Genomic DNA, 23843 nt, shown 5'->3' with positions numbered 1-23843 from the left:
CCCGGCGGCCCCCCCCCGCCCGACGCCGCGGCCGCGGCGCTGGCCCCCCTGTCCCCCCGCCCCCCCACCCACACCGCCCACCACTCGCGTCCCCGGCCGCCGTGCCCACCACGGCGGCCGGGGACGCGAGCGCTCAGTGCCCGTTCCCGGCGAGCTTCCGCGCGAGCCGCTCGCCCCACCGCGCCGAGTTGGAGCCGTCCAGCTGCCCCTCGAAGGCCCGGCGGGCGGCCGCCACCAGCTCCTCGACCGTCTCCGGACCGGTGTGGTGCCCGGTCGCGGCGTCGTAGACCGCCAGCAGCGCTTCGTCGGTGTCAAGGTCCATCCCCAGGCAGCTCGCCACCCCGCGCCCGGCCAGGGCCTCGGCGAGCAACGCCTCGAAGGTGCGCCGCAGCCCCTGTTCGTCCGTCATGCCCCGTCCGCTCCGCTCTCGCCACCGCCGCCCCTGCCCAGGAGCCACCGCTCCCGCCGCTCGCGCCGCCGACGGCGCTGCTGCGCGCCGCGCAGCACCTCGCCCGCGCCGAGCGTCACCGCCGCGACCGCGCGCGCCCAGCGCGGCCCGCCGCGTGCGGCCCACACCACGCACCCGCACCCGGCGAGCACCAGCACCAGCACCCCGACCAGCACCGCTCCGACCACCACGGACTCCTCCTCTCCCTCACCGGTTCGGCCACGAATCCTGCCATGTGCCAGGATGCCCGTCCGAGGACCGAACAGCGACGAACAAGAGGAGTCACCCGTGGCCAACGCCCGGTTCGCCACCCTGCACACCACGGCGGGCCCGATCCGGCTGGAACTGTTCCCGTTCCACGCGCCGAAGACGGTCCGCAACTTCGTCGAACTCGCCGAGGGCGCCCGGGAGTACGCCGACCCGCGCACCGGCGAGCCGGGCAGCGGCCCGTACTACGACGGCACGACGTTCCACCGGGTGATCAAGGGCTTCATGATCCAGGGCGGCGACCCGACCGGCACCGGCACCGGCGGGCCCGGCTACGCCTTCGCGGACGAGTTCCACCCGGAGCTGTTCTTCACCAAGCCCTACCTGCTGGCGATGGCCAACTCCGGCCCGGGCACCAACGGTTCGCAGTTCTTCATCACGGTGGGCACCCCCACCCACCTCAACCGCCGCCACACCATCTTCGGCCAGGTCGCCGACGCCGCCTCCAAGGCCGTGGTGGACGCGATCGCCGCCGCCCCCGTCGAGGACGACCGCCCGGTCGAGGACGTGGTGATCACCAAGGTCGAGATCACCCACTCCTGACCCCCGGGCCGGCGCCCGCGGCGGGAGCCGGCCCGGGCGGGTGCGGGGGCGCGACTTGGGTGATCCCGAGGATCCGCGCCCCGGTCTCGGTGCGCGGCCGGTGCCGGCTGCCCGGCGCGAACACCACGTAACTGCCCGCCGGGTGGCGCTCCGGCTGCCCGCCCCGCCCCGGCAGCAGCGGCGCCCCGGCCGTCCAGGGCTCAGCCCGCGCGGCGGACCGCGGTCTCGTCCTCGGCGCCGGCCACCCACCCGGGCAGCGGCTCGCGTCTGGCGAGCCAGTGGGCGGCCTGCCCGCCCAGGCCGGTGCGGGCGGCGACGACGCCGCCGGTGATGGCGCAGGTGGTGTCCACGTCGCCCAGGCCCTCGGCGGTGCTCCACAGCGCGTCGGTGAGGCTGTCGAGGTGGTGGGCGGCCGACCACAGGGCGAAGGGCACGGTGTCGCCGGCCCGGACCCGCTGCCCGTTGCCGAGCAGGTCCGCCGCCCGCCAGGGCTCGGTGTCCGGGGCGAGTGCGGTGGCCCGCTCCAGGCCGTCGCGCACCGGGCCGGCCGGGGTGCGCCGGGCCACCTCGGCGAGGAACCCGGCCCCGGCCACCGCCCCGTCCACCGCCTCCGTCCCGCCGCCCGCGCGCCCGCGGGCGGCGAGCGCGGCCGCCAGCGCCACGGCCACCGCGCCGGCGATCCCCTCGGGGTGGGCGTGCGTCACCTCCGCGGACAGCGCGGCCTGCTCCGCGGCCTCGTCCAGGTCCGCGTGGAACCAGGCCCCCAGCGGCGCCACCCGCATCGCCGCGCCGTTGCCCAGGCTGCCCTGCCCGTCGAACAGCTTTCGCGTCTCGGCCCGCCACTGCGACGGCCGGTCGGCCAGCCGGGGCAGCAGCAGGCTCATTCCGTTTCCGTAGCCGCGGTACGCGTCGGCCAGGTACGTCGCCCCGAAGGCCTGCGCCAGCCGCTCCTGGTGCACCGCCTCGTACGCGGTGAGGATCCCGTACACCGACAGCGCCATCGCCGTGTCGTCGGTCCAGTGCCACGGGGTCTCCGCCGGCACGTGCCGGGCCCGGATCTGACGCAATGCCACCGCGGGCCCGCGGAAGAGCGGGAACCACCGCTCCCCGAAGCCGTCCCCGAGCGCCAGGCCCTCCAACGCGTCACGTGCTGCCGAATACGTCATGGCCCGCATCCTGGCACCGCCCGCGCCCCGGCGGGAGGCGGGTCGGCGGGGCGTCAGTTCGCCGTGACCGGGAGCAGCCCGCGCTCGCCGAAGACCTTCTTGGCGACGAACGTCGCGTTCAGCGCCTTGGGGAAGCCGCAGTACACGGCCGAGTGCAGCAGGGCCTCGGTGATCTCCACGGGGGAGAGGCCGACGTTGAGGGAGGCGTTGATGTGGACCTCCAGCTGCGGCTCGCAGCCGCCGAGCGCGGTGAGCATCCCCAGGGTCACCAACTGCCGGTCGCGCGGGGCGAGTTCGGGGCGGCTGTAGACGTCGCCGAAGCCCCAGGCGACGACCTGGTGGGCCAGCTCGGGGCTGATGTCGGCCAGCGCGTCCACCACCCGCTGCCCGCCCTCGCCGTCGACCCGGGTGAGCACCTCCATGCCCCGGTCGAACCGCTCCTGCCGCTGCCCGGCCTGCTGCTCCGAAGCACCCATGGCGCCTGTCCTCTCCTCGTGCCGTTCTTTGTGCCGTGCTCCCGGCCGACCGGCCGTGACCACGGAAGGAACCGTAGGGCTTGGAGTGCACTCCAACTCAAGCCGGGTCCGGAGCCGCGGCGGCACGACACCCCGCCAGGGGCCGCCTGTTGCGGTTGGGTCACGGAGTGTCCGGTTGATCGGGCATTGGGCGGGAGTGCGGTGATTCTTTTCATTGGCGAGAATGTCATCGGACTCTCATAATGCCTGCTGAGACACGTGATGGACGGTCCGGGAAGCCCGCAGGGGGAGCGGATTCCGACAGTGGCCCGCGTGCGAAATTCCGATCATTCCCATGGGGGGAGTCCTTTGTCCGCGCCCGAGAACGAGAGCGCCGCGTTCACCGACCCGCCGCCGGAGCCGGCGGCCGTGCCGGAGCCTGCCGCCGCGCCGGAAGCCGTTGCTGTGCCCGCGCCCGTCCCGGCCCCGCGCCGGCTGCCGCGCGCCGTCGGCATCGCGCTGGCCACCGCCGGACTGCTGGCCGTCACGGCGGCCAGCGCCGCGGTGACCGTCGCGGTCGGCAAGCCGGACGGCCGCCCGGCCGCCGCGGCCGCACCGCGCGCCACCGCCTCCGCCGCCCCGACGAGCACCGGCCCGAGCGCGACGCCCTCCGCCGCACCCGTCCCGGTGCCGACGGCCGTCCCGACCGAGCCCGCCCCGGCCAGCACCGTCAAGGGCACCGTCAGCGGCGGCAGGCACGACGGCGACCTGCGCTACTTCCTGCTCCCGATCCCCGCCGGCGGCGAGTCCTACGGGCCCGCCGACGGGATGCCGATGACCCGCGACGACGTCTCCGAGATCTTCGGCAAGCCGGACGACATCGACACCGTCCTCAACCGGCTCGGCTACCGGGACGGCGCCACCCGCACCTACCGGACGGCCGACGGCACGGCCGAAGTGACCGTCACCCTGCTGCACTTCGGCTCCGCCGACCTGGCGGGCAGGGTCGTCCGGGGCTACAACGTCACCTCGCAGGAGTCGATCGACATCGACGGCGACCCCAACGCCCACGGCTTCCGCCGCAAGCCCAGGAACGAGTCCTACACCGGCTCGATGACCGGGATCTCGAGCCAGGGCGACGTCCAGTACACCGTCGACGTCGAGGTCAAGGGCACGCCGGACAAGGCGTTGCTGAACGACCTGATGAAGCGCCAGCGCGAGTGGCTCGCCTCCGGCGGCTGAGCCCGCGTCCGCCCCACGACGTCGTTCCCCCTTCCTCCTCTGGAGTCGTTTCCGTGACCACCGAACCCGAGCAGCCGCCGTCCGCGGCCGCCGACCCGTCCGCGTCGGCCGAGCCGCCGCTGCCGCCCGTGCCCCCGCCGCCGCCCGTGCCGCCGGTACCCCCGGTCCCGCCCGTGCCGCCGGTGCCGGCCGAACCGTCCCTCCCGCCCGCGCCGCCGGTCCCGCCGACGCCCCCCGCCCCCGCCCCGGCCCCGTCGCCCTGGTCGGCCGAGGCGACGGCGCAGCAGGCGCACCGGGCGCCGGCCGCGGAGGAGTCCGCCCCCGCGGCGGACGCCTACGCCGACTGCCTGTCGGCCGGCCCCGAGACCGCCCCGCGCGCCCCGCGCCGCCCCCGCCCGGTGCTGCTGTCCGTCTGCGCCCTGGTCGTGGGCGCGCTGGCCGGCGGCGGCGTCGGCTACGCGATCCAGGCCCAGCGCCCGCCCACGCCGCTGCCCCCGATCCAGGTCGCCCTGCCCGCCTACCCGGCCGAGGCGGTCGACCCGGCCGCCCTCGCCGCCGCCCAGCCCGGCCCGCCGGCCATCGACGGCGACCTGCGCAAGCTGCTGATCAGCGTCCCCGACGGCAGCGCCGCCTGGGGCGACTTCCCGTACGAGCCGAGCTGGATGTCGATCGGCGAACTCGCCGAGCGCAACGGCGACGCGGCCTACGTCTTCAAGAACCTGGCCAGGACCGGCTTCCGGCGCGCCGCCGAGGTGGACTGGAAGAAGGACGACATCCGCTACCGGGTGATGCTCACCCAGTACACCCCCGAGCACCTCGACAAGGCCGCCGGCCCCTCCTACGGGAAGAGCTTCGCCGACGGCGCCAACGGCGGCTACTACGCGGAGACCGAGCCCAGCAGCTGGTCCGACACCAAGGAGCAGTACTACTACGGCCGCGCCGCGGCCCAGCGCGGCACGGTGCAGATGAGCGTGGAGGTCTTCAGCCCCAAGCCGGTGGACACCGGGGACCTCAAGGCCCTCGCCAAGCAGCAGTGGGAGCGGCTGGTATGACCGACGACTCCGTGACCGGCGACTCCGTGACCGTCACGCCGGCCCCCGAACCGCCCGCCCCCGCAAGCCAGTTGAACCCCGCCCCGCGCCGCCTGCTGCGCGCGGGCGCCGCCACCGTCGCCGCCGCCCTGGTCGGCGTGGTCATCGGCGTCGGCATCATCAAGACCCAGTACGACGACCCCGCCCCGGCCGCGGCCGCCGGCCCCACCGGCGCCCCCGCCCCGACCGCCACCCCCACACCGTTCGGCGCCAAGTCCAACGGCAGCCACTTCGGCCCGCTGCGCGACCTGCTGCTGCCCGTGCCGGCCGGCTACGCCCCGGGCCCCGACGAGGGCGGCTACGGCAACGACACCGAGCTCGGCGCCGGACAGCTGACCGACGAGATGGACGCCGAACTCCAGCAGATCCCCAAGGACAAGCGCGACAAGCTCCGCTCCTACTGGCAGGGCCTGCACGTCAGGGGCACCGGCGTGCGGACCTACCGCAACGAGGACAACAACCTGGTGATCGGGCTGCGGCTGCGCCAGTTCAACCAGCAGGAGGTGCAACGGATCAACGAGTACACCGCGGTGTTCACCGGCGACACCGGCATCTTCCGCTCCGGCCCGCAGGTCCCCGGCCACCCCGAGGCGCACTGCTACCTGATGCCCGCGCCGCCGTCCGCGCCGATCGACTACCTGGAGTGCTCGGCCGCCGAGGGCGACCTCCTGGTGGTCATGAGCGCCGAGGGCGTGGCGCCGCTCCCCAAGGACAGGATCGTCGCCCTCCTCACCATGCAGCTCGACCGCCTCGCCAGCCCGGGAGCGTCCGTATGACCGACCACGCCGCCGCGCCGCAGCCCGCGCCGCAGTCCGTGCCCCAGCCGCACGACCAGGCCCCCGCCGCACCCGCCGCCGCCCCCGGGGGTGCCGGGAGCGCCGAGGGCCCCTGGGCCGCCGTCACCGTCGACGACCCGCAGCCCCAAGCCGCCCCGGCCCCCACGACGGCGCAGGCCGCCGAGGAGCAGGCCGCCCGCCGCACCCGCCGCCGCAAGGCCGCGGTGCGCTGGGGCTGCGCCGTCCTGGTGTTCGCCCTGGCCGGTACCGGCGCCGCGCTGGCCGTCACCGCCCCCGAGCGCACCGACGTCCCCGGCCTGGCGACGCCCGGCGACGGCCGCTACACCTTCCCGCCCCTGACCCTGCCGCCGCTGCCCTCGGGCAAGGCCGCGCCCGATCTGAAGGACAAGGGCAGGGACAGGACCAAGGACAAGGAGGCCGGCCTGCACCAGGCCGACCTGCGCTACCTGCTGCTGCCCGCCCCCAAGGAGGCCGGCGGCTCGGTGAAGGCGCCGCTCTTCCCGTCCCCGACGGCCCCGGCGTCGCCCACGGCGGGCCCCTCCGACGCCCCGTCGGCCGCCGCGAGCCCGAGCACCCCGAGCGCCCCTCCCACCCTTCCCGCGGTCCCCGAGGGGGCGCCGGCCCCGGCCAACTGGGTGTCCTGCGGCGCGCTGGAGGGCGACGCGCAGAACACGGCCAGGCTGCACGCCCTGCTGCTGCAGAACGCGTGCCGCGCGGCCACCGTGCGGGAGTGGACCGCCTCGGACGGCACCAGCACCCGGATCCGGCTGCTGCGCTTCGGCTCCTCGGCCGAGGCCTGGGACACCTTCTCCCGGATGCGGTCGGAGATCCAGCTCAAGGCCGCGCCCGGCGCGAGGAGCACGACCTCCTCCTCCGACAGCGAGCTGCCCGACGGCGTGGAGGTGACCCGCAAGGAGTCCCGGGAGACGGCGGACAAGGACGTGCCGACGACCCGCCTGGCGTACGTGTCGGCCTCCGACGTGGTCGCCGTGATCACCATGACCAACCCCCGCGGCGTGCCGGTCTCGGCCTTCCGCCAGGTGGTCGACCTCCAGTGCGACCTGCTCGCCTGAGCGCCCCGACCGCCTGAGCGCCCCGACGGCCTGAGCGGTCCGACCGCCCGAGGGCCCCGCACCCCCGCCACGGGGGTGAGGGGCCCTCGGGCCGTCACAGCGAGACGGGCGTCGGGGCGGTCCGCAGCTCGGCCGGGCCGACGCACCGTGCCCGAACGGTCCGCTCGGGGCCGGGCGGTGACGAAACGGTGACAAATCCCTGATGGATCCCTTGCGAAAACCGGTGCTCCGCGGACTTACGATCATCGGCGCCCGGTGATCGCAGCACCGGGTCACCACACATGGGGGATCGACGGATGAGCACACCACCACCGGGCGGGTTCGGGGTCAACCACGATGCGCTGGACAAGGCGCACGCCACGCTGGCCAACCTGGCCCACGACTGCCCCGGTGCGGGCGCGGTCGCCGACGACGCCACCGGGACGGCCGTCACCGGCCTCAAGGGCTGGGACAGCGCCGGGGCGTTGAAGGACTCGCTGGACGAGTGGCACCAGCAGGTCAAGGCGCTGACCGGGCGGCTGAACGCCAACGCCGCCGCGATGCAGGGCACCGGCGCCAACTACCGCAGTACCAACCTGTCCATCGCCCAGTCCCTCCAGGTGCCGTGACCATGCTCGGATACGAAGACGTCCTCAATGCCAACCCCGACGCGCTGACCGCCGCCGCCACCCAGTGGCGCGCGATGGCCGCCCGCTTCCACACCATGCAGACCACCATGGAGCAGGACGTCCTGGGCGGGAGCGGCAACGGCGGCGGCATCGGCGGCAACGGCCTGTTCACCCCGGGCGGCAACGGCCTGCCGGGCAGCGGCAACGGCCTGGGCGGCGGGCCCTGGTGGACGGGCAACGCCGCCAACCTGGCCAACGCGGCGCTGCTGGGCACCAAGGGCCAGATCGTCGACGCCCAGACCGAGGCCAACGCGATGGCCTCGCTGCTCGACGAGGCGCACGCCGACTTCGCCGCCGCGCAGAAGCAGACCCGCGACGCCGCCGACGGCGCGGTCAAGGACGGTTTCAAGGTCACCGGCACCGGCACCGCCGTGTTCGACGAGACCACGCTCGACCCGGCGACCCGCCAGGCGCTGCACCACGACCCGGAGGCCCGGCAGTCCTACCAGGACGCGGCCGCCAAGTGGACCGCGGCGATCACGGCCGGCGTGCAGGCCGCCACCCGCGCCGACCAGCGCATCGCCGCCGCCCTGCGCGGCGCCTCCAAGGCCGGCAACCCGCTGGACACCACCTTCAACGGCCAGGCCGTGGGCGGCGGCGACGCCGGCGACGCCCAGCGCGCCGCCGACCTGGCCACCCACCTGGACGACCTGACCCCCGACCAGCTGCTCCAGCTGCAGGACCTGATGAAGGACAAGGCCGACCACCCCGCCTTCTCCCAGGGCCTGCTGGACCGGCTCGGCCCGGACGGCACGCTCAAGCTCGCCGGGAAGCTGAGCAGCCCCGGCGACGACAAGAGGGCCGCCTACACCGACCTCCAGGGCGGCCTCACCCACGCCCTGGCCTCCGCCACCCAGGACACCAACACCGACTTCTACCGCCGCTGGCGCGACGGCATGGGCAAGGTCGGCTGCGACAAGGACCACAACTACGGCTCCAACACCGAGCCGGTGTACGGGTACCAGGTCCTGACCACCCTGATGGCCAAGGGCGACGCCAAGTACTCCGCCGGGATGCTCGGCGACCTGGCCGACGACATCACCGCCGCGGAGAAGAAGACCCCCGACGCGTGGAGCTACAAGGCCAACCACAACGGCACCGCGCTGGGCGCCGACCCGCTGGACAACGTGCTCGCGATCATGGGCCGCGAACCGGACGCCGCCACCGCCTACCTGGACCCGAACGCGAACGGCGGCAACCAGCACCTGCACTACCTGCTCAAGGACCGCAAGTGGCCCGAGGGCTGGGTCACGTCGATGGCCGGCCCGTTCAAGACGCCCGACCCGCTGTCCCAGAGCGGCCTGGGCGCGGCCCTGGAGGCCGCGACCACCGGCCAGCCGGCCGGCGCCCCGCACACCGGCCACCACACCGAGGCCCAGGCCCGGATCATGCACGACACCGTCACCACCCTGGACGAGGGCCAGGGCGGCAACAAGGTCAACGCCAACCTGCGCCGGCCGCTGGCCAACGCCCTGGCCGACTACACCAACGACACCCACGAGATCTTCAACGGCCGCAACTCCCAGTACCAGGACCACGGCAGCACGGTGTGGACCGACGCGGGCGGCGCCGTGCACATGGGCGTCGGCGAGGACAGCCTGGTGCGGGTGATGCGCGGACTGTCCGACAACCCCGACGCCTACGCCACCCTGCACCAGGCCGAGAGCGCGAAGATCGCTCAGGAGCTGTCCTCGATGGGGCCCAACCCCTCGCAGAACGACATCCAGGACGTGATGAACAAGGGCGCCGCGAGCCTGGGCGTCTACGACGCGATCCGCGCCGACGTCGCCATGGGCCAGCGCGACGACGCCAACCTCCAGGCCGACTGGAAGGCCAAGGTCGCCTACCACGTCGTCGGCGCCCCGCTGACCCCCATCCCGTGGGTCGGCGACAGCGCCCAGCGCCTGGTCGACACCTGGGCCTGGGAGTGGGACAACCAGATGAAGGACCACAACAACAGCGTCGCCAACGCCAAGATCTCCGACACCTACCTGGACGCCAACAACGAGATGACCCACCTGGTCAGCGGCTGGGCCAAGGACCGCGGCATGGACCCGGACAGCAGCATGATCCACGTCGTCGAGGACGCCTCCCACGACCGCCGCTCCACCAGCGCCACCACCGCCGGCCACTTCCTCGGCCGCGGCAACTCCTGACGCGCCGTCGGTCGACCCGCTGTGGCCGCCACCCGTTCCGGGCGGCGGCCACAGCGGGCCGCTCATGAACCCCTCCGGCCCCCACCGCCGTTGGACCGGGCAGGGAGGATCATGTGACCAGCCGCGCCGGAACCGCCGACGCCGACCACCGGCCCGCGCCCTGGGTCCGCAGCAGGCTGCGCGCCGACCCGGCGGCCGCGCTGCTCATGGCGGCCCTCGCCTTCGTCACCGTCTTCCTCGCCGCCGCCCTGCCCAGGCTCCAGGACCGGGGCGCCGACGCCGCGCTGCGGGACTACGTCGGCCACCGGGACCTGCATCTGAGCAGCCTGCAGTACACCTCCGCGACCCGCCCCGGCGACACCGCCGCCGAACTCGCCGCCGTCCAGCGCGAACTGACCGCGCGGGTGGGCGCGCAGCTGACGCTGTCCCCGGCCGGCGAGGCCCGCGGCGCCCGGGCCCGTACCACCGGCGACCTGAACAACCCCGGCTACACCCGGCTGGCCGCCGACGCGGCCCCGAAGCTGGCCCTGCTCCACCTCGACGGCCTCGCCGACCGGGTCACCCTCACCGCCGGCACCTGGCCCGCCCCCGCCGACGCCTCCGCCCCCGCTGGCGCCCCGCTGCCGATCGTGGTGAGCGAGCCGGCCGCCCGCACCATCGGCATCACGATCGGCGACGTCCTCGACAGCGGCACCGGCGAAGCGGGCGCCCGCCGTACCACGGTCGTCGGCCTCTACCGCGTCGACGACCCGAGGGACCCGTACTGGGACGACCTCGGCTGCCCCGACCGCGCCTGCCTGCACCTGGACCCGCTGGGCAACAACTGGTGGCAGACCACCGGCTTCACCGACGGCGCCGACCTGGCCGCCCTCGCCCGCTGGGGCGGCGGCGCCGACGACTTCTGGCGGCTGCCCGTCGACCCCGCCGCCCTGCGCGCCGACCGGCTCGACCGCACCATCGCCACCGCCGGCTCCTTCCTCGCCGGCCCCGACGCCAAGGCCCTGGTCCCCGCCACCGGGCGCACCGACCTGCGCACCGCGTCCTTCCTGCCGGACGTCCTCACCCGGGCCCGGGACCGCTACCGGGCGGCCATGCCACTGGCCGCGATCGGCCCGGCCGGTGCCGCGGGCGTGGCGGCGGTCGTCCTGGTCCTGGCCGCCGCCCTCACCACCGACCGGCGCGCCGGCGAACTCCGGCTGCTGCGCGCCCGCGGCGCCTCCCGCACCGGGGTGGCGCTGCGGTTGCTCGGCGAGGGCGCCGCCACCGTGCTGCCCGCCGCCGCGCTCGCCACCGCCCTCGCCCTGGCGCTGCTGCCCACCCCCCGGTGGGGCCAGGCCGTGCTCGCCGCCCTGGCCGCGACCCTGCTCGCCCTGCTGGCCTTCCCCGCCCGGGCCGTCCTGCCGCGCCCGCGACAGGACGGCGGCGCGCGCCGGGCGATCGGCGAACTCGCCGTCCTGGCCGTGACCGTCGCGGCCGTGGCCGAGGTCCGGCGCCGGGGCGTCGGCCACCCCGGGGCGGGGACCGATCCGCTGCTGGCCGCCGCCCCGCTGCTGCTCGCCGTCACCGGCGCGCTGCTGCTGGCCCGGACCGCGCCGCCGCTGATCGGCGGGCTGGCCGCCCTCGCCCGGCGCGGCCGGGGTCTGATCGGCTTCCTCGGCCTGGCCCGCGCCGCCCGCGACACCCCGGGCCGGCGCCGGCCCTCCGCGCTGCCGCTGCTCGCCCTGCTGATCGCCGTCACCAGCGCCGGCTTCGGCGCCACCGTCCTGGACGCCGTCGACCACAGCCGACTGCGCGCCGCCCGCCTCGCGACCGGCGGGGACATCGGGGTGACCCTGCCGGACTACGCCACCGTGCCGCCGGCGTTCACCGGGGCCGCCGCCGCCCTGCCCGGCCTGCACACCGCCGCCGCCGTCCGGATCGAGCCCAAGTCCCTGCTCATCGGCGCGGGTTCGGGCGACGTCAAGGCCACCGTCGTGGTCGCCGAACCCGCCGCGTACGCCGAGATCGCCCGCACCACCGGCGCCGGCGGCTTCGACCCGGCGGCACTCGCCGCCGCCCCCGGCGGCCCCGACACCCCCGTGCCCGCCCTGTTCAGCCGTGACCTGGCCGGGAGCCTCGCCTCCGGAGCGCCCAGGCTCCACCTCGGCAGCGGCGGCGAACTGCGCACCACCGTCGCCGGAACCGTGGCCGCCACCCCGGCCCTGCCCGACCCCGGCCTGCCCTTCGTCGTCCTCCCGGCCGGCCCGGCCGCCGAACGCCTCCCCGCACTCGGCAAGCCCAACCGCTGGCTGGCCGTCGGCGACATCGACCCCGAACAGGTCAGGACACTGCTGCGGGAGCGCGGCCTGACCCAGCCCACCGGCATCCTGAAGCTCATCCAGGAGGACGCGGCCGCGTCCGGCCGCGGCACCCACGGCCTGCCACCCGGCTACGCCGTCCACAGCAGCCGCGAACTGGCCGCCCAACTCGCCGACGACCCCCTCCAGCAGGCCGCCGCACGCCTGTTCCGCTACGCGGCCGGCGCCGCCGCCGGCTTCGCCCTGCTCGCCGCCCTGCTGACGCTGCTACGGGCCGCCCCCGAACGCACCGCCGTCCTGGCCCGGCTGCGCACCATGGGCCTGCGGCCCCGCCAGGGCCTGGCGCTGATCGCCGCCGAGGCTCTGCCCCAGGCCCTGACGGCGGCGCTGGGCGGGGGCTTGGCCGCGCTCGCGGCGGCCGCCCTGCTCGGCCCGGCCTTCGACCTGTCCACCCTGGTCGGCGCCCGGGTCGGTCACGCCCTGGGGCCCGCCGCGCTGCCGGTGCTGCTGCCCGCGGCGGGGCCGGCACTGCTGGTCTGCCTGGCCGTGGTGCTGGAGACCGCGGTCGCCGGCCGGCGCCGGCTCGCCGCCGAACTGCGGGCCGGCGACCGGCCCTGACCGGGTCCGCTTCCGGGTGCCGTCAGGGCCGGTCGGGCACCGTCAGGCGCGGTGGTACTGGACGGGGGAGTGGACTTCCCCGCCCAGCGCGCCGGCCGCGTGGCGGGCCCAGGACGGGTTGCGCAGCAGCTCGCGGCCGATCAGGACGGCGTCGGCCCGGCCGCCGGTGAGGATCTCCTGGGCCTGGGCCGCCTCGGTGATCAGGCCGACGGCCGCCACCGGCAGGCCGGCCTCGTTGCGCACCGCCTCGGCGAAGGGCACCTGGAAGCCGGGCGCGGCCTCGATCCGGGCGTCGGGGACGAGCCCGCCGGTGGAGACGTCCAGCAGGTCCACGCCGTGCGCCTGGAGCTCCTTGGCGAGGCGCACGGTGTCCTGCGAGGTCCAGCCCTCGCGGCCGTCCTCGGGGTTCTCGGTGAGCCAGTCGGTGGCGGAGACGCGGAAGAACAGCGGCAGTTCCTCGGGCCACACCGCGCGCACCGCGTCGACGATCTCCAGGGCGAAGCGGATCCGGCCCTCGAAGGAGCCGCCGTAGGCGTCGGTGCGGCGGTTGCTCTGCGGGGAGAGGAACTGGTGGATCAGATAGCCGTGGGCGCCGTGGAGTTCGACGGCCTGGAAGCCGGCCTCCAGCGCGCGCCGGGCCGCCTCGGCGAACTGCCGCACGATGACGCCTATCTGATCGACCGTCAGCTCTTCGGGGGTGGTGTGTTCGGGGGAGAAGGCCAGGGCGCTGGGGGCGACCGGGGTCCAGCCGTGCTCCTCCTCGGGGGTCAGGGCGCGCCCGCGGTCGACCCACGGCCGCTCGGTGGAGGCCTTGCGCCCGGCGTGGCCGAGCTGGATGGCGGGCACGGTGCCCTGCTCCTTGAGGAAGGCGGTGATCCGGCGGAACGCCTCCAACTGGGTGTCGTTCCACAGCCCGAGGTCGTACGGGCTGATCCGCCCCGCCGGGCTGACCGCGGTGGCCTCCACGATGATCAGCCCGGTGCCGCCGGCGGCCCGCGCCGCCAGGTGGGTGTAGTGCCAGTCGTGGGGCACTCCGGCGTTCTCGCCGGCCGGCGCGGCGCTGTACTGGCACATCGGCGGCATCCAGACCCGGTTGGGAACGGTCAGTTCCCGCAGGGTGTACGGGGTGAAGAGGGTGGTGCTCATGTCGGACTCCCGTGGGGTCGGCGGCGCCGGGGCGCAGACGCTTGCTGATGCGCTTTACGTGTCACAACAATAGTTGCACGGGACGATACTTTCAACGGGCGGGTCCGCCCGCGGGTCCGCCCGCGGAACTCAGAGGAACCTCAGAGCCCACGCCCGTGCCACCGGGCCTGAGGCGGCGACAGAATTGGCGCTGTCGCGTCAAACGCGGCCGGGCCCGTCCGTACGGCCCGGCGCCGCACGCCCGCACGCCCTCCCCCCGCGCCCGCCCGATCGAGGAGTTCCCGTGTCCGTCGACCCGTCGCCGCTCGCCGAACGCGCCCGCCCCCTGGTCCTGGGGCTGTTCCGCATCGTGGTCTCGCTGCTGTTCGCGTGCCACGGTGCGGCGACCCTCTTCGGCGTCCTGGGCGGCGCGCACGGCAAAGCGCCCGGGCTCGGGCAGTGGCCCGGCTGGTGGGCGGCCGCCATCCAGCTGGCCGGCGGGATCCTGGTCCTCATCGGGCTGGCCGCGCGCCCGGCCGCGCTCCTGTGCTCCGGGTCGATGGCCTACGCCTACTTCAGCGTGCACCAGGAGCACGGCCTGTGGCCGATCCAGAACGGCGGCGAGCCCTCGGTGATGTTCTGCTGGGCCTTCCTGCTCATCGCCGCGGTCGGGCCCGGCGCCCTGGCCCTGGGCCGACTCCCGCGTCGCGCGCCCGGCGGGCCGGCCCTGTCCGTCTGAGCGCCGCCCGCCCCGGCCCCGGTCCGCCCCTCAGCCCTGCGGCCCCGCGGCCAGCAGACCGCGGGCCCGGGCCGCCAGGCCGTCGGCGCCGCAGCGGGCGGCCAGCTCCAGACCCCGGGAGAGCGCGCTGCGCGCGGCCGCGGTGGAGCCCAGCGCCTCACCGAGGTCGACCAGGGCGATCGCGTGCTCGTAGCGGGCCGGCGAGCGCTCCAGGCACCGGACCGCCTCCGCCAGCAGCCCGGCCGCCCGCGGCGCCCCGTGCACGGCGGCGCACAGCCGCAGCGCGCTGCCGACGGCCGAGTCCGTCCCGGACTCCCGCGCCCGGCGCACCGCCTCCTCGGCCAGGCCGCGGGCCCGCTCCGGATCCACCGGGGCCACCGCGCGCGCCAGGTGCCCCAGCCACGGCGCCCACACCGTGTTGCGCCACCCGCGCGCGTCCAGGGCCGCCCCGGCGGCGGCCAGCGCCGCGGCCGCGCCCGCCGCGTCGCCCCGGGCCAGCAGCAGGCGCCCGTACAGGGTCGGGGCGTCGGGCAGCACCATCACCGTCGGGTACGGCGGGCCGAAGGCGTGCTCGCGCGCCAGCTCCAGGGCCTCCTCCAGCCGGCCGCGCGCGGCCACCGTCTCGGCCAGCGCCCCGACGGCGTCCCAGTGCAGCGGGGTGCCCGGGCCGATCCGCCCGGCGATCCGCAGCGCCCGGCGCAGGTAGTCCTCCGCCGCGGCGAGCGCGCCGCAGCGGAACCGGAGCATGCCGGTCAGCAGATAGGCGAAGCCCAGATGGCCCCCGCTCCACCCGGCGACCTCATAGCTGCGCACCGCCTCCTCGAACAACTCCCGCGCCCGGTCGACCCGGTCGGCGTACAGGTAGCTGAGGCCCAGCACCCCGGGCAGCTCGAAGCCCCAGGTGGTGTTGGTCCAGCCGAGACTGAGGGGCAGCCGGCCGTCCCGCAGCGCGGACTCGGCCAGGGCGATCGCCTCCGCGCGGTGGACACCGCGCAGCGTCAGGTCCCAGCAGCGCAGCACGGCCACCGCCTGGGCCAGCCCGTCGCGCTCGAACACGGCCTCGCCCGCGGCCGGCCCGTCCGGGCCGTCGTCGGTGAAGGCCAGGCCGACCGTGCCCAGCATCCGGCCGAACTCCGCCAGCCGCCGCGAGCGGCCGGGGCCGTCCGGGTCCTCGAACCGGAACGTCGCGAACATGAAGTCGGCGACCTCCAGCCGCAGCCGTCCCGGGCCGGGCGGGGTGCGCGCGGCCTCCTCGGCGCACAGCGCGGCGGCCTCGCCCAGCCGGTTGCTGTGGGCGAGGGCCTGGGCGAGCCGGAAGGTCGCGTCCACCCGCAGCTCGGGGCCCAGCCCGTACGGGTCGGCGAGCGCCAGCCGCAGCTGGTTGACCGTGGTCGCCGGGTCGGTGAGCAGGGCCGAGCAGCCGAGCTCGTAGAGCACCGTGGCCCGGTCGGCGGCGGCGGGCGGCTCGCTGATGGCGCGGCGCAGGCAGCGCTGCGCGGCCCCGGGCGCGCCGATGGCCAGGTGCTCGCGGGCCGCCCGGCGCAGCTTGTCGACGATCAGGCCGTCCCCTTCGGGCAGGATCTCCAGCAGGTGGCGGGAGGCCGCGGGCAGGCCGAGGCCGGCGTTCTCGACCTCGACGGCGGCGACCCCGTGCATCCCGGTGCGGGTGGCGGGCGGCATCGACCGGTAGACCGAAGTGGCGACCAGCGGGTGGACGAACTCCAGCCGGCCCGCCGGCGTGCCGGTCAGCACCCGGTGCCGGCGCAGCTCCCGGACGGACTCGGCGGCGGTCTCCGGGCCCTGGGCGCAGATCGCGGCGGCCAGGTCGGGGCGGATGTCGGTGTCCAGCACCGAGGCCGCCCAGGCGAAGCGCAGCGCGGTGGGGCCCAGCCGCTCCAGCCAGTGCCGCAGCGTCATCCCCCTGGCCGTGGCGGCGAGTTCGCGCAGCTGCCCGGTGCTCTCCTCGACCGGGTCGAGCCGCTGGTCGGCCACCTCCCGCAGCAGGGCCGCGGTCTCGTACGGGTTCCCGGCGGTGACCGCCCAGACGTGCCGGCAGAAGGCGTCCTCAGCCCGCTCGCCCAGGGCCGCGCGGACCAGGTGCGCGACCGAGGCGGGCTGGAGCGGGCGCAGTTCGTGCCGGCGGTCGGCCCGCTCGGCGAGGCCGCGCTGCAGTGCCAGCGCGTCGTCGGGGAACTCGTCACGGCAGGCGAGCACCAGCAGGGCCGGCAGCTCCCGGGCGCGCAGCGCGAAGCCGGCCAGCCAGCCGAGCGACTCCGGGTCGGCCCAGTGCAGGTCGTCGACCAGCACGGCCACCGGCGAACGCAGCTGCACCAGGCGGGTGAGGACGAAGTCCAGCCCGTCCCGCACCCCTTGCGGATCGAGCTGCCCGCCCGGCGGACACAGCCCCGCCGCCGGGCCGACGATGTCCTCCCACGGCCCGAAGACCCCCGCCCGCTCCTCGCCGGACAGCGCCGACAGCACCGGCCGCACCAGCTGGCGCACCACGTGGAACGGCTCGTGGCACTGCCGCTGCCCGCCCCGGGCGAACAGCACCGTGCAGCCCGCGCGCTTCGCGGCCCGCCGCACCGCGGTCAGCACCGCGGTCTTGCCCAGCCCGGCCGCACCGGTGTACAGCAGCAGTTCACCGACCCCGGCGCCCGCGGGCAGGGTGAGCGCCTCGATCGCCTGTGCCGCCGACCGGATCTCGGCCTCGCGCTCGTGCAGCGTCCCCTCGCCGTCCCCGGCCTTCCCCTCGGCCACCGCCGCCTCCAATTCGCCCTGCCAGGAGCGCCGTTGCGCCGTCGCAGGCTGTCGAGGCTACTGCCGATCGGCCGGCCCCGGGACGGGCTTGACAAAGCCGCCCGCCCTGGTGGGGCGGCAGGGCCGGTGAGCGCGGCGGCCCGGCCCGGAAACCCCCTGGCCACCCGCCCGCCCGGACGGCGATACTCGCGCGTCGGGGCAGCTGCGGAGGGGGAGCGGGCGGGCGTGGAGGTCTTCGCGTGCAAGGGGTGCGGCACCGCACTGACCAGGCCGCTCACACGGGTCCCGTACCCCGTCTACGCCGGCCTCCAGTACGGCAACGGCGTCACCATGCCCGTCCTCATGGAAGCGGGCACCTACGGCGTCGACGAGGGCCCCGCCGGCGAGCCCCGGCTGATCGTGATCGCTCCCGGCGACGCCCACGGCACCGCGATGGTCCAGCGGCGCGAACTCGGCGCCTGCTGTGGCGTCGACGGCCGCTACGGCCCGAACGTCACCTGCGCTGGCTGCGGCCGCAAGGTCGCCACCCGGGTCGACGACTGCTCGCTGTGGCAGGCCACCTGGCTGGAACCGGCCGCGGTGAGCCCCGTACCGGCGGGCCCCGACCGTCCGGCCGCCGACTGGCCCACCGTCACCGACCGGTGGCGCGCCGCCGACCTGTCGGACGGCGACGGCAGACGGAGCATCCGCTGGGACGTGGAGGCCGCCGTGACCCTGGCCCACCTCGTCCACGCCGCGGACGGCGCGCCCCTCGCCCTCGCCGCCGGACCGCTCGCCCTGGCCTTCCGCCCGCTCCTCGCCCAACTGCCGCCTCCGGAACCCGGCCCGGCCCGGCGCGCGGCCCTGGCCGGACCGGGCCTGCCGCCGACCGGCCCCCGCGCCGACATCGCCGTGGTCCCGCGCCACCCCCGGACCGGCGAGTACTGGCCCACGCCCCCGGGCGTGACCGCCGTGCCGCTGGCCGCCGCGTTCTGGGCCTCCCTCGTCTTCCGCGACGAACGCGAACTCGCGCCCGCCACCGGCGGCCTGCCCCCGGGCGTCGAACGCGACTACCCCCTCCCGCCCCACCCCCTGTACCCGGCCTACCTCGACCGGTGGCTCTTCCGCGCCGTCCTGAACCGCCTGAACGGCGTCGAGGGCACGCCGGACGACTGGTGGTGACGAACGAAGGCGGCGCCGCCCGGGAAGGACCCGGGCGGCGCCGCCGTGCACGCGCCGGCCGTCAGCGCACCGTCAGCGCACCGACTGCGGCACCCGCTGCGCCGGGACGCCCGGCGCCTGGGCTGTACGGGGCGCGGCCGGGGCGGCGCCCAGCGCGGTGCCGCGGGTCTCCTCCGCCCACAGGACGCACACCAGCAGGCCCAGCGCCGTCACGCCGGCGGCGATCAGCATGGTGGGGCCGGTGCCCAGGCCGGTCAGCGACAGCGGCAGCAGGTAGGTGCCCACCGCCGCGCCGATCCGGCTGACCGAGGTGGCCATGCCCACGGCGGTGGCCCGGATCTCGGTCGGGAACAGCTCGTTGGGGTAGGTCCAGTCGAGCACGTTCGGCCCGCCGCACAGGAAGGCGTACGCGCACAGTGCGGTCAGCGCGACGGCGGCCGGCGCGCTGGGCCACACCCCCAGCAGCGCCAGCGGGACGGTCATCAGCGCGAAGGACCAGATGATGACGGGACGTCGGCCCTTGGTGTCGATCAGGCGCAGCGCCGGGTAGCAGCCGAGCAGGAAGACCAGGCTGATCAGCCCGGTGCCCAGGGTCTCCATCACGGTGCCGCCGGGCATGCCGAAGGAGGAGAGGATCTGCGGGCCGAAGGTGAGCATCGCGAACAGCGGGCCGACCTGGCAGAGGAAGAACAGGCCGCAGAACAGGGTGCGCCGCCGGTAGGGCGGGGTCATCAGCAGCCGCAGCCCGCCGGCGCCGCGGGCCCGGGCGGCCGGGTCCGGCATCAGCTCGCGGCCGTCGACCCGCACCCCCAGGTGCTTCTCCACCACGCGCACCGCCTCGCCGACCCGTCCGTTGGCGGCCAGCCAGCGCGGCGACTCCGGCGAGCCGCGGCGGATCACCAGGAAGACCACGCACAGCACGGTGGAACTGGCCAGCATCCACCGCCAGCTGCCCGGTCCGGCCAGCTCCAGGAAGAGGTAGCCCACCACGTAGGCGAGCACCGAGCCGGCGTACCAGGCGACGATCTGCTGACCGAGCAGGCGCCCGCGCTGCTTGGCGGGCAGCCACTCGGCGAGCAGGGAGGTGGCGATGGGGTAGTCGGCGGCCACGGCCATGCCGAGCACGAAGCGCAGCACGGTGATCGCCCACACCGAGTCGACCCAGAACGAGAGCACCGAGCAGGCGACCATCACCAGCAGGTCGGCGGTGTACATCACCTCCCGGCCGATCTTGTCGGTCAGCACGCCGAACAGGGCGCCGCCGACGAACATGCCCACCAGGGCGGCGGCGCCGATGAGGCTGACCTCCGCGGTGGACAGGCCGAGGTCGGGGCGCATCCCGATCAGGGCGACGCCGACGATGGACAGGATGTAGCCGTCGAGCAGCGGCCCACCGGAACAGGCCAGGGCCAGCCTGCGGTGGAAGGCGGTATACGGGGCGTTGTCGATCGTTCGGGACATGGGCTTCGGGGTCCTCCGGGACGTCCGGCCGCGCGATTGGCACGCGAGGCCGTGCGCCGGGTAGACGGCAGGGGACGGAGCCGCCCGCCATGGACGGCTCCATCGCCCGGTCACACCGGGCGACCGTCCACGGTTGCCCGGGTACGGAGGGTGAACCACCGGGGCGAAGGTCGGCCGGATTCGTGCCCAAGGTCCCGAAGCGGACAGGGCCTTCGGCCGTGCCGGTTCACGCCCCGCCCAGTCCTCCCGGGCCCTGTCGCCGTCCGCCCGCCCTCCGGGGTACCGCGGGTGACCCTCGTCACTCCGGGCGCCCGGGGAGGGCTTGCCGGCGGGGTGCCGATCAGCCCACCGGGACCGGCACGCCCTGGATGAGGAGGGGGAGGCTGGCGCCGTGGTCCCAGGCGTCCCAGGCGTCGTCGATGCGGCGGTACTGGTCGTCGGCCGTGACCTCGCGCAGCTTGGACTGCGGGACCCAGTGCAGGCCGCGGATCTCCGGCGGAGGCTGGTGGCGGTGGACGGCCTCGGCCTGGCGGTGGGTGAGCAGCCCGCCCGCGTAGACGAAGTCCACGCCCTCGGGGAAGTCGGCGGCGGGCATGTAGTCGATCGTCAGGATGGTGCGCAGGCCGAGGACGAGCCCGGTCTGGGTTTCGAGGTGCCGGCGGGCCGCGAGGTGGGGCAGTTCGTCCTGCTCGGCGCTGCCGCCGGGCAGGACCAGGCCGTCGCGGTGGACGGGGTCGGCGAGGAGGACGAGGGGTTCGCCCGACCCGCCGGGGTCCTCGGTGAGGACGAAGACATGATGTCCCGAACGCCGGGCAGGCGGACGGTGGGTGAGGATGAGCCTGCTCAACTCTGCTCCAGGTGTGGGGAGTTCGATGGTCACAGCGGTCGGCGGCGCGGCTTCCCGCACGTGCCCGGCGCGGTCTCCCGGGGTTCGAGGGCCCGCAGGGCGCTCGGGTCCGCCCGCCACTCCGGCCCGGTCGCCCCGAGCGGCCGCAGGACGGCCTTGCCGAACAGCACCTCCACGAAGACCCCCTCGCGCGGCTCCTGCAGATCGCTGAAGTCCTGCACCACTTCGTGGAGTTGGAAGGGGGGAGAAGGCATGGGGGTCTCCGAAGGTCGCACTGCGCGTCCGGCGAATCACCGGGTGTAGCCATGGTGGCTGTCGCTCGCTACGATCGGAAGGACTTCAACTCTCCAGTTGATTCTGCTTTAAGTTGAGGCTGATCTTGAACCGTCGCACGCTTGATCCAAAGTCATCACCGCTGGCGGCACTGGCTGTTCATCTCCGCACGTTGAGAGATGCAAAGGGCCTGACCCAGGCCAAGATGGGGAGGCTGATCCAGTACTCAAGCGTCTACATCTCGAACGTGGAGACGGGAAAAACGGCCCCGAGCTTAAAGTTCATCGTTCTCTGCGATGCCGCGTTGGACGCCGGCGGTTCGCTTGAGCTCCTGTGGTGGAGCTGGAAGACCGGCTCGTTGATCCCGGGCTTCCCCGAGTACGCGGCCAAGGAGCGCGAAGCCATCGCCATCAGGATCTTCGAGCTGGATATGGTGCCCGGCATACTTCAACACACGGGTTACAGCGCCGCCTATGAGTCGGCGCCAGTTCGGCGTGGTGAGGCGACCCAGGAGCAAGCAGACGAACGCATGAAGCTCAAGTCCGTGCGACAAAGGATCATTGATCGAACGTCAGCAGTGCATGTCGTCCTTGATGAGTCGGCCCTGCGACGTCCGATCGGCGGACCGGCCATCATGGCTCAACAGCTACAGCACCTGGAGTGCCTGGCGGCAAGGTCGAACATCGTGATTCAGGTCGCGCCCTCCGCGCTTGGCGAGGAGCGGCCGTTCTCGCACTCGGTCACACTGCTCACCCTGGCGAACCGGACCATGGTCGGGTACACGGAGACGCTCCAAAGGGGCTTCTTGGAGCAGGATATCGAGGTCGTATCCGGGTGGGCTGGAAAGTACGATCGACTGCAAGTGAATGCCCTGAATCAACCGGACAGTCTCGTCATGATCCGGGAGGCACGAGAGGACTATGAAGGCCATGCAAGCTGACCTGACTGACGCCGCGTGGCGCAAGAGCACCTACAGCAACGGGCAGGGCGGCTGCATCGAGGTGGATGACGCGCACCCAGGCAGGGTCCGTGACTCGAAGGACCCTCAAGGCCCGGCCCTGGTCTTCCCCTCCGAGGCCTGGCAGTCGTTCGTCGCTGCCGTCCGCAGCGGCGAGTTCGGCGATGTCTGAGAGGCGCATCATGGCTGACCGCATCGACCTGGCCGACGCCCGGTGGTTCAAGTCCTCCTACAGCAACAACGGCGGATCTTGCGTCGAAGTGGCTCCGAACTTCCCCGGCCTGGCTCCCGTTCGCGACTCGAAGGACCCTCAGGGCCCGGCCCTGGTCTTCCCGGCCGAGGCCTGGAAGTCCTTCATCACCGCAGTCCGCAGCGGCGAGTTCGGCGCCATCTGAAACAGTGGGCCCGGACCGCAGCCGCTGCGGTCCGGGCCGTCACCGACCCGGTGAGGAGGCTCGTGGCACTGGGGGAGTGAACCTGTGGGTGTGCAGACCGAGCAGCTGGAGCAGCAGCCTGCGACCGAGACGACCGACAAGCGATCCGTACGGCACGCCCTGCTGATCGCGCTGGGCAGCGGCATCGGCTACATGCCGTTCGCCCTGACCATCCCGATCCTGCCCGGCCTCGTCACCGGCCCGCTGCACGGCGGCCCCGCCGAGGTCGGCGCGGTCGTCGGCGGTTACGCGCTGACCGCGCTGCTGTCCCGCCCGGTGTCGGGCGCGCTGATGAACCGCCTCGGGGCCCGGGCCCTGACCGTCGGCGGAGCGCTGCTGACCACGCTCGCCACCGTCTGCTATCCGCTGGCCGGGTCGATCACCGAACTCATCGGCCTGCGCATGCTGGTGGGCATCGGCATGGGCGTGATGCTGGCCGCCACCGGGGTCTGGCCGGTGCAGCTGGTCGCCAAGGACCGGCAGAGCTGGGCGCTGGGGTTGAGCGGCACCGTCATCTACGTGGCCATCGGCCTGGGCGCCCCGCTGGGCACGCTGGTCGAGCACCTGGTGGGCACGACGGCCACGTTCGTGATCGCCGGGCTGCTCGCCCTGCCCGTCATCCCCATCGCCCTGTCCGTCCCCGAGGTGCGCCTGCCCCCGAAGGCGGCGGAGCGGGCCGGCATCGAGCGGGGCCGGGCCCTGCTGGGCACCGTGCTGCCCAGCGTCGCGCTGGTCTTCACCGCGTTCGGCTTCGCGGCGGTCTCCGGCTTCGCGGTCGCCAAGTTCGACGCCCTCGGTGTCGCCGGGGGAGCGGCCGTGGTCACCGCGTACTCCCTGACCGTGGTGCTGCTGCGGATAGCGAGCACCTGGATCCGCTGGGAGGCCACGCGGCCGGTGGCGCTGGCCGCCCTGTTCCTCGTCGAGGCCCTGGGCGTCGCGCTCATCGGGCTGTCGAACGGCCTTGCTCTGGGCGTGATCGGCGGTGTGCTCACCGGGGTCGGCATGTGGCAGATCTACCCGGTGCTGGGGCTGTTCGTGGTGCGCTCGGTCGGTGAACGCCGGCGCGCCACGGCGCTGTCGACGTTCGGGGCCTGCTTCACGGTGGGCCTCGCCGCCGGCAGCGGCTCGCTCGGGCTGGTCGCCGAGGCCACCGGGTACCGGACGATGTTCCTGGTCTGCGCGGCCTGTGTCGGCCTGGGGCTGCTGGTGGCCGTGGCGGCGGCCCGGGTCGCCCGGATCCGCTGACGGCTCCCGACGGCCGGGA

23 protein-coding genes are annotated in these 23843 nt (G+C 74.9%); 14 read left to right on the top strand and 9 right to left on the bottom strand.

Annotated features, from left to right (window positions below; all coding sequences use genetic code 11):
- Positions 1–133: 133 nt before the first annotated feature.
- Both ABTY61_RS38680 and ABTY61_RS38675 read right to left on the bottom strand, forming a co-directional pair.
- Positions 134–409, bottom strand: a complete 276-nt coding sequence (locus tag ABTY61_RS38680; RefSeq protein ID WP_350509902.1) for a hypothetical protein — start codon at positions 407–409, stop codon at positions 134–136.
- On the bottom strand, positions 406–639 hold the full coding sequence (locus tag ABTY61_RS38675) for a hypothetical protein (RefSeq protein WP_502895510.1): 234 nt from the start codon (positions 637–639) through the stop codon (positions 406–408). Before ABTY61_RS38675 ends, ABTY61_RS38680 begins: the two co-directional genes overlap by 4 nt.
- A 97-nt stretch (positions 640–736) precedes the next feature.
- Between ABTY61_RS38675 and ABTY61_RS38670 the strand changes: the two genes are divergently transcribed.
- On the top strand, positions 737–1258 hold the full coding sequence (locus ABTY61_RS38670) for a peptidylprolyl isomerase (RefSeq protein WP_350509901.1): 522 nt from the start codon (positions 737–739) through the stop codon (positions 1256–1258).
- A gap of 200 nt (positions 1259–1458) precedes the next feature.
- Here ABTY61_RS38670 and ABTY61_RS38665 read toward each other — a convergent pair whose 3' ends face one another.
- A complete protein-coding gene (locus ABTY61_RS38665) occupies positions 1459–2433 on the bottom strand; it encodes an ADP-ribosylglycohydrolase family protein (protein WP_502895509.1) in 975 nt (324 codons plus the stop codon).
- Positions 2434–2477: 44 nt separating this feature from the next.
- Positions 2478–2900, bottom strand: coding sequence for a carboxymuconolactone decarboxylase family protein (locus ABTY61_RS38660; protein ID WP_350509899.1), 423 nt, complete (start codon positions 2898–2900; stop codon positions 2478–2480).
- A gap of 348 nt (positions 2901–3248) precedes the next feature.
- Between ABTY61_RS38660 and ABTY61_RS38655 the strand changes: the two genes are divergently transcribed.
- From ABTY61_RS38655 to ABTY61_RS38625, 7 genes are all read left to right on the top strand, one after another.
- The gene (locus ABTY61_RS38655; protein WP_350509898.1) at positions 3249–4121 is read left to right on the top strand and encodes a hypothetical protein; all 873 of its coding nucleotides are present in this window, start codon (positions 3249–3251) and stop codon (positions 4119–4121) included.
- 53 nt (positions 4122–4174) lie between these two features.
- A complete protein-coding gene (locus ABTY61_RS38650; RefSeq protein ID WP_350509897.1) occupies positions 4175–5173 on the top strand; it encodes a hypothetical protein in 999 nt (332 codons plus the stop codon).
- The gene (locus ABTY61_RS38645) at positions 5170–5988 is read left to right on the top strand and encodes a hypothetical protein (RefSeq protein ID WP_350509896.1); all 819 of its coding nucleotides are present in this window, start codon (positions 5170–5172) and stop codon (positions 5986–5988) included. Before ABTY61_RS38650 ends, ABTY61_RS38645 begins: the two co-directional genes overlap by 4 nt.
- On the top strand, positions 5985–7082 hold the full coding sequence (locus ABTY61_RS38640) for an RAD23 family protein (RefSeq protein ID WP_350509895.1): 1098 nt from the start codon (positions 5985–5987) through the stop codon (positions 7080–7082). The genes ABTY61_RS38645 and ABTY61_RS38640 overlap by 4 nt, the downstream gene beginning before the upstream one ends.
- A 296-nt stretch (positions 7083–7378) precedes the next feature.
- Positions 7379–7690: a hypothetical protein gene (locus tag ABTY61_RS38635; RefSeq protein WP_350509894.1), complete on the top strand. Its 312-nt coding sequence runs from the start codon at positions 7379–7381 to the stop codon at positions 7688–7690.
- Positions 7691–7692: 2 nt separating this feature from the next.
- Positions 7693–9906, top strand: a complete 2214-nt coding sequence (locus ABTY61_RS38630) for a DUF6571 family protein (RefSeq protein WP_350509893.1) — start codon at positions 7693–7695, stop codon at positions 9904–9906.
- A gap of 113 nt (positions 9907–10019) precedes the next feature.
- Positions 10020–12821, top strand: a complete 2802-nt coding sequence (locus ABTY61_RS38625) for a hypothetical protein (RefSeq protein WP_350509892.1) — start codon at positions 10020–10022, stop codon at positions 12819–12821.
- Between the two features lie 42 nt (positions 12822–12863).
- On the opposite strand, the gene ABTY61_RS38620 is transcribed toward ABTY61_RS38625, so the two are convergent.
- Positions 12864–13967, bottom strand: a complete 1104-nt coding sequence (locus ABTY61_RS38620; RefSeq protein WP_350509891.1) for an NADH:flavin oxidoreductase/NADH oxidase — start codon at positions 13965–13967, stop codon at positions 12864–12866.
- A 283-nt stretch (positions 13968–14250) separates the two neighbouring features.
- Between ABTY61_RS38620 and ABTY61_RS38615 the strand changes: the two genes are divergently transcribed.
- Positions 14251–14685, top strand: coding sequence for a DoxX family protein (locus tag ABTY61_RS38615; RefSeq protein ID WP_350509890.1), 435 nt, complete (start codon positions 14251–14253; stop codon positions 14683–14685).
- A 30-nt stretch (positions 14686–14715) separates the two neighbouring features.
- Here the strand turns inward: ABTY61_RS38615 and ABTY61_RS38610 are convergent, their stop codons facing one another.
- The gene (locus ABTY61_RS38610) at positions 14716–17445 is read right to left on the bottom strand and encodes an ATP-binding protein (protein WP_350509889.1); all 2730 of its coding nucleotides are present in this window, start codon (positions 17443–17445) and stop codon (positions 14716–14718) included.
- A gap of 225 nt (positions 17446–17670) precedes the next feature.
- Here ABTY61_RS38610 and ABTY61_RS38605 point away from each other — a divergent pair, with 225 nt between their 5' ends.
- The gene (locus tag ABTY61_RS38605; protein WP_350509888.1) at positions 17671–18606 is read left to right on the top strand and encodes a hypothetical protein; all 936 of its coding nucleotides are present in this window, start codon (positions 17671–17673) and stop codon (positions 18604–18606) included.
- Positions 18607–18678: 72 nt separating this feature from the next.
- Here the strand turns inward: ABTY61_RS38605 and ABTY61_RS38600 are convergent, their stop codons facing one another.
- The 3 genes from ABTY61_RS38600 to ABTY61_RS38590 all read right to left on the bottom strand — a co-directional run bounded on the left by ABTY61_RS38600 (position 18679) and on the right by ABTY61_RS38590 (position 21168).
- Complete coding sequence (locus tag ABTY61_RS38600; RefSeq protein ID WP_350509887.1) at positions 18679–20067, bottom strand: MFS transporter; 1389 nt, start codon at positions 20065–20067, stop codon at positions 18679–18681.
- Between the two features lie 340 nt (positions 20068–20407).
- Positions 20408–20914, bottom strand: coding sequence for an NUDIX domain-containing protein (locus ABTY61_RS38595; protein ID WP_350509886.1), 507 nt, complete (start codon positions 20912–20914; stop codon positions 20408–20410).
- Between the two features lie 29 nt (positions 20915–20943).
- Positions 20944–21168 (bottom strand): hypothetical protein, encoded by a 225-nt coding sequence (locus tag ABTY61_RS38590; RefSeq protein ID WP_350509885.1) that lies wholly within the window; start codon positions 21166–21168, stop codon positions 20944–20946.
- 125 nt (positions 21169–21293) lie between these two features.
- Between ABTY61_RS38590 and ABTY61_RS38585 the strand changes: the two genes are divergently transcribed.
- The 4 genes from ABTY61_RS38585 (at position 21294) to ABTY61_RS38570 (ending at position 23824) form a co-directional block, all read left to right on the top strand.
- Positions 21294–22127 carry a helix-turn-helix domain-containing protein gene (locus tag ABTY61_RS38585; protein WP_350509884.1) on the top strand — a complete coding sequence of 278 codons (834 nt, stop codon included), beginning with the start codon at positions 21294–21296 and terminating at the stop codon, positions 22125–22127.
- The gene (locus tag ABTY61_RS38580) at positions 22117–22317 is read left to right on the top strand and encodes a DUF397 domain-containing protein (RefSeq protein WP_502895508.1); all 201 of its coding nucleotides are present in this window, start codon (positions 22117–22119) and stop codon (positions 22315–22317) included. The genes ABTY61_RS38585 and ABTY61_RS38580 overlap by 11 nt, the downstream gene beginning before the upstream one ends.
- Before the next feature lie 10 nt (positions 22318–22327).
- Positions 22328–22540 (top strand): DUF397 domain-containing protein, encoded by a 213-nt coding sequence (locus ABTY61_RS38575; protein ID WP_350509882.1) that lies wholly within the window; start codon positions 22328–22330, stop codon positions 22538–22540.
- A gap of 84 nt (positions 22541–22624) precedes the next feature.
- On the top strand, positions 22625–23824 hold the full coding sequence (locus tag ABTY61_RS38570; RefSeq protein ID WP_350509881.1) for an MFS transporter: 1200 nt from the start codon (positions 22625–22627) through the stop codon (positions 23822–23824).
- The last annotated feature ends 19 nt before the right edge of the window (positions 23825–23843 follow it).

It is taken from the genome of Kitasatospora sp. NPDC096128 (assembly GCF_040303105.1).
Classification (GTDB): Bacteria; Actinomycetota; Actinomycetes; order Streptomycetales; family Streptomycetaceae; genus Kitasatospora.
The sequence above is the reverse complement of the archived record's forward strand: the minus strand, read 5'-3'. Positions and strand labels throughout refer to the sequence as shown.

Bases quoted from the DNA above. Each gene is read 5' to 3' on its own strand.
- ABTY61_RS38680 (WP_350509902.1), bottom strand. From the start codon at position 409: ATGACGGACGAACAGGGGCTGCGGCGCACCTTCGAGGCGTTGCTCGCC.
- ABTY61_RS38665 (WP_502895509.1), bottom strand. From the start codon at position 2,433: ATGCGGGCCATGACGTATTCGGCAGCACGTGACGCGTTGGAGGGCCTG.
- ABTY61_RS38660 (WP_350509899.1), bottom strand. From the start codon at position 2,900: ATGGGTGCTTCGGAGCAGCAGGCCGGGCAGCGGCAGGAGCGGTTCGAC.
- ABTY61_RS38645 (WP_350509896.1), top strand. From the start codon at position 5,170: ATGACCGACGACTCCGTGACCGGCGACTCCGTGACCGTCACGCCGGCC.
- ABTY61_RS38640 (WP_350509895.1), top strand. From the start codon at position 5,985: ATGACCGACCACGCCGCCGCGCCGCAGCCCGCGCCGCAGTCCGTGCCC.
- ABTY61_RS38635 (WP_350509894.1), top strand. From the start codon at position 7,379: ATGAGCACACCACCACCGGGCGGGTTCGGGGTCAACCACGATGCGCTG.
- ABTY61_RS38630 (WP_350509893.1), top strand. From the start codon at position 7,693: ATGCTCGGATACGAAGACGTCCTCAATGCCAACCCCGACGCGCTGACC.
- ABTY61_RS38620 (WP_350509891.1), bottom strand. From the start codon at position 13,967: ATGAGCACCACCCTCTTCACCCCGTACACCCTGCGGGAACTGACCGTT.
- ABTY61_RS38600 (WP_350509887.1), bottom strand. From the start codon at position 20,067: ATGTCCCGAACGATCGACAACGCCCCGTATACCGCCTTCCACCGCAGG.
- ABTY61_RS38590 (WP_350509885.1), bottom strand. From the start codon at position 21,168: ATGCCTTCTCCCCCCTTCCAACTCCACGAAGTGGTGCAGGACTTCAGC.
- ABTY61_RS38580 (WP_502895508.1), top strand. From the start codon at position 22,117: ATGCAAGCTGACCTGACTGACGCCGCGTGGCGCAAGAGCACCTACAGC.
- ABTY61_RS38575 (WP_350509882.1), top strand. From the start codon at position 22,328: ATGGCTGACCGCATCGACCTGGCCGACGCCCGGTGGTTCAAGTCCTCC.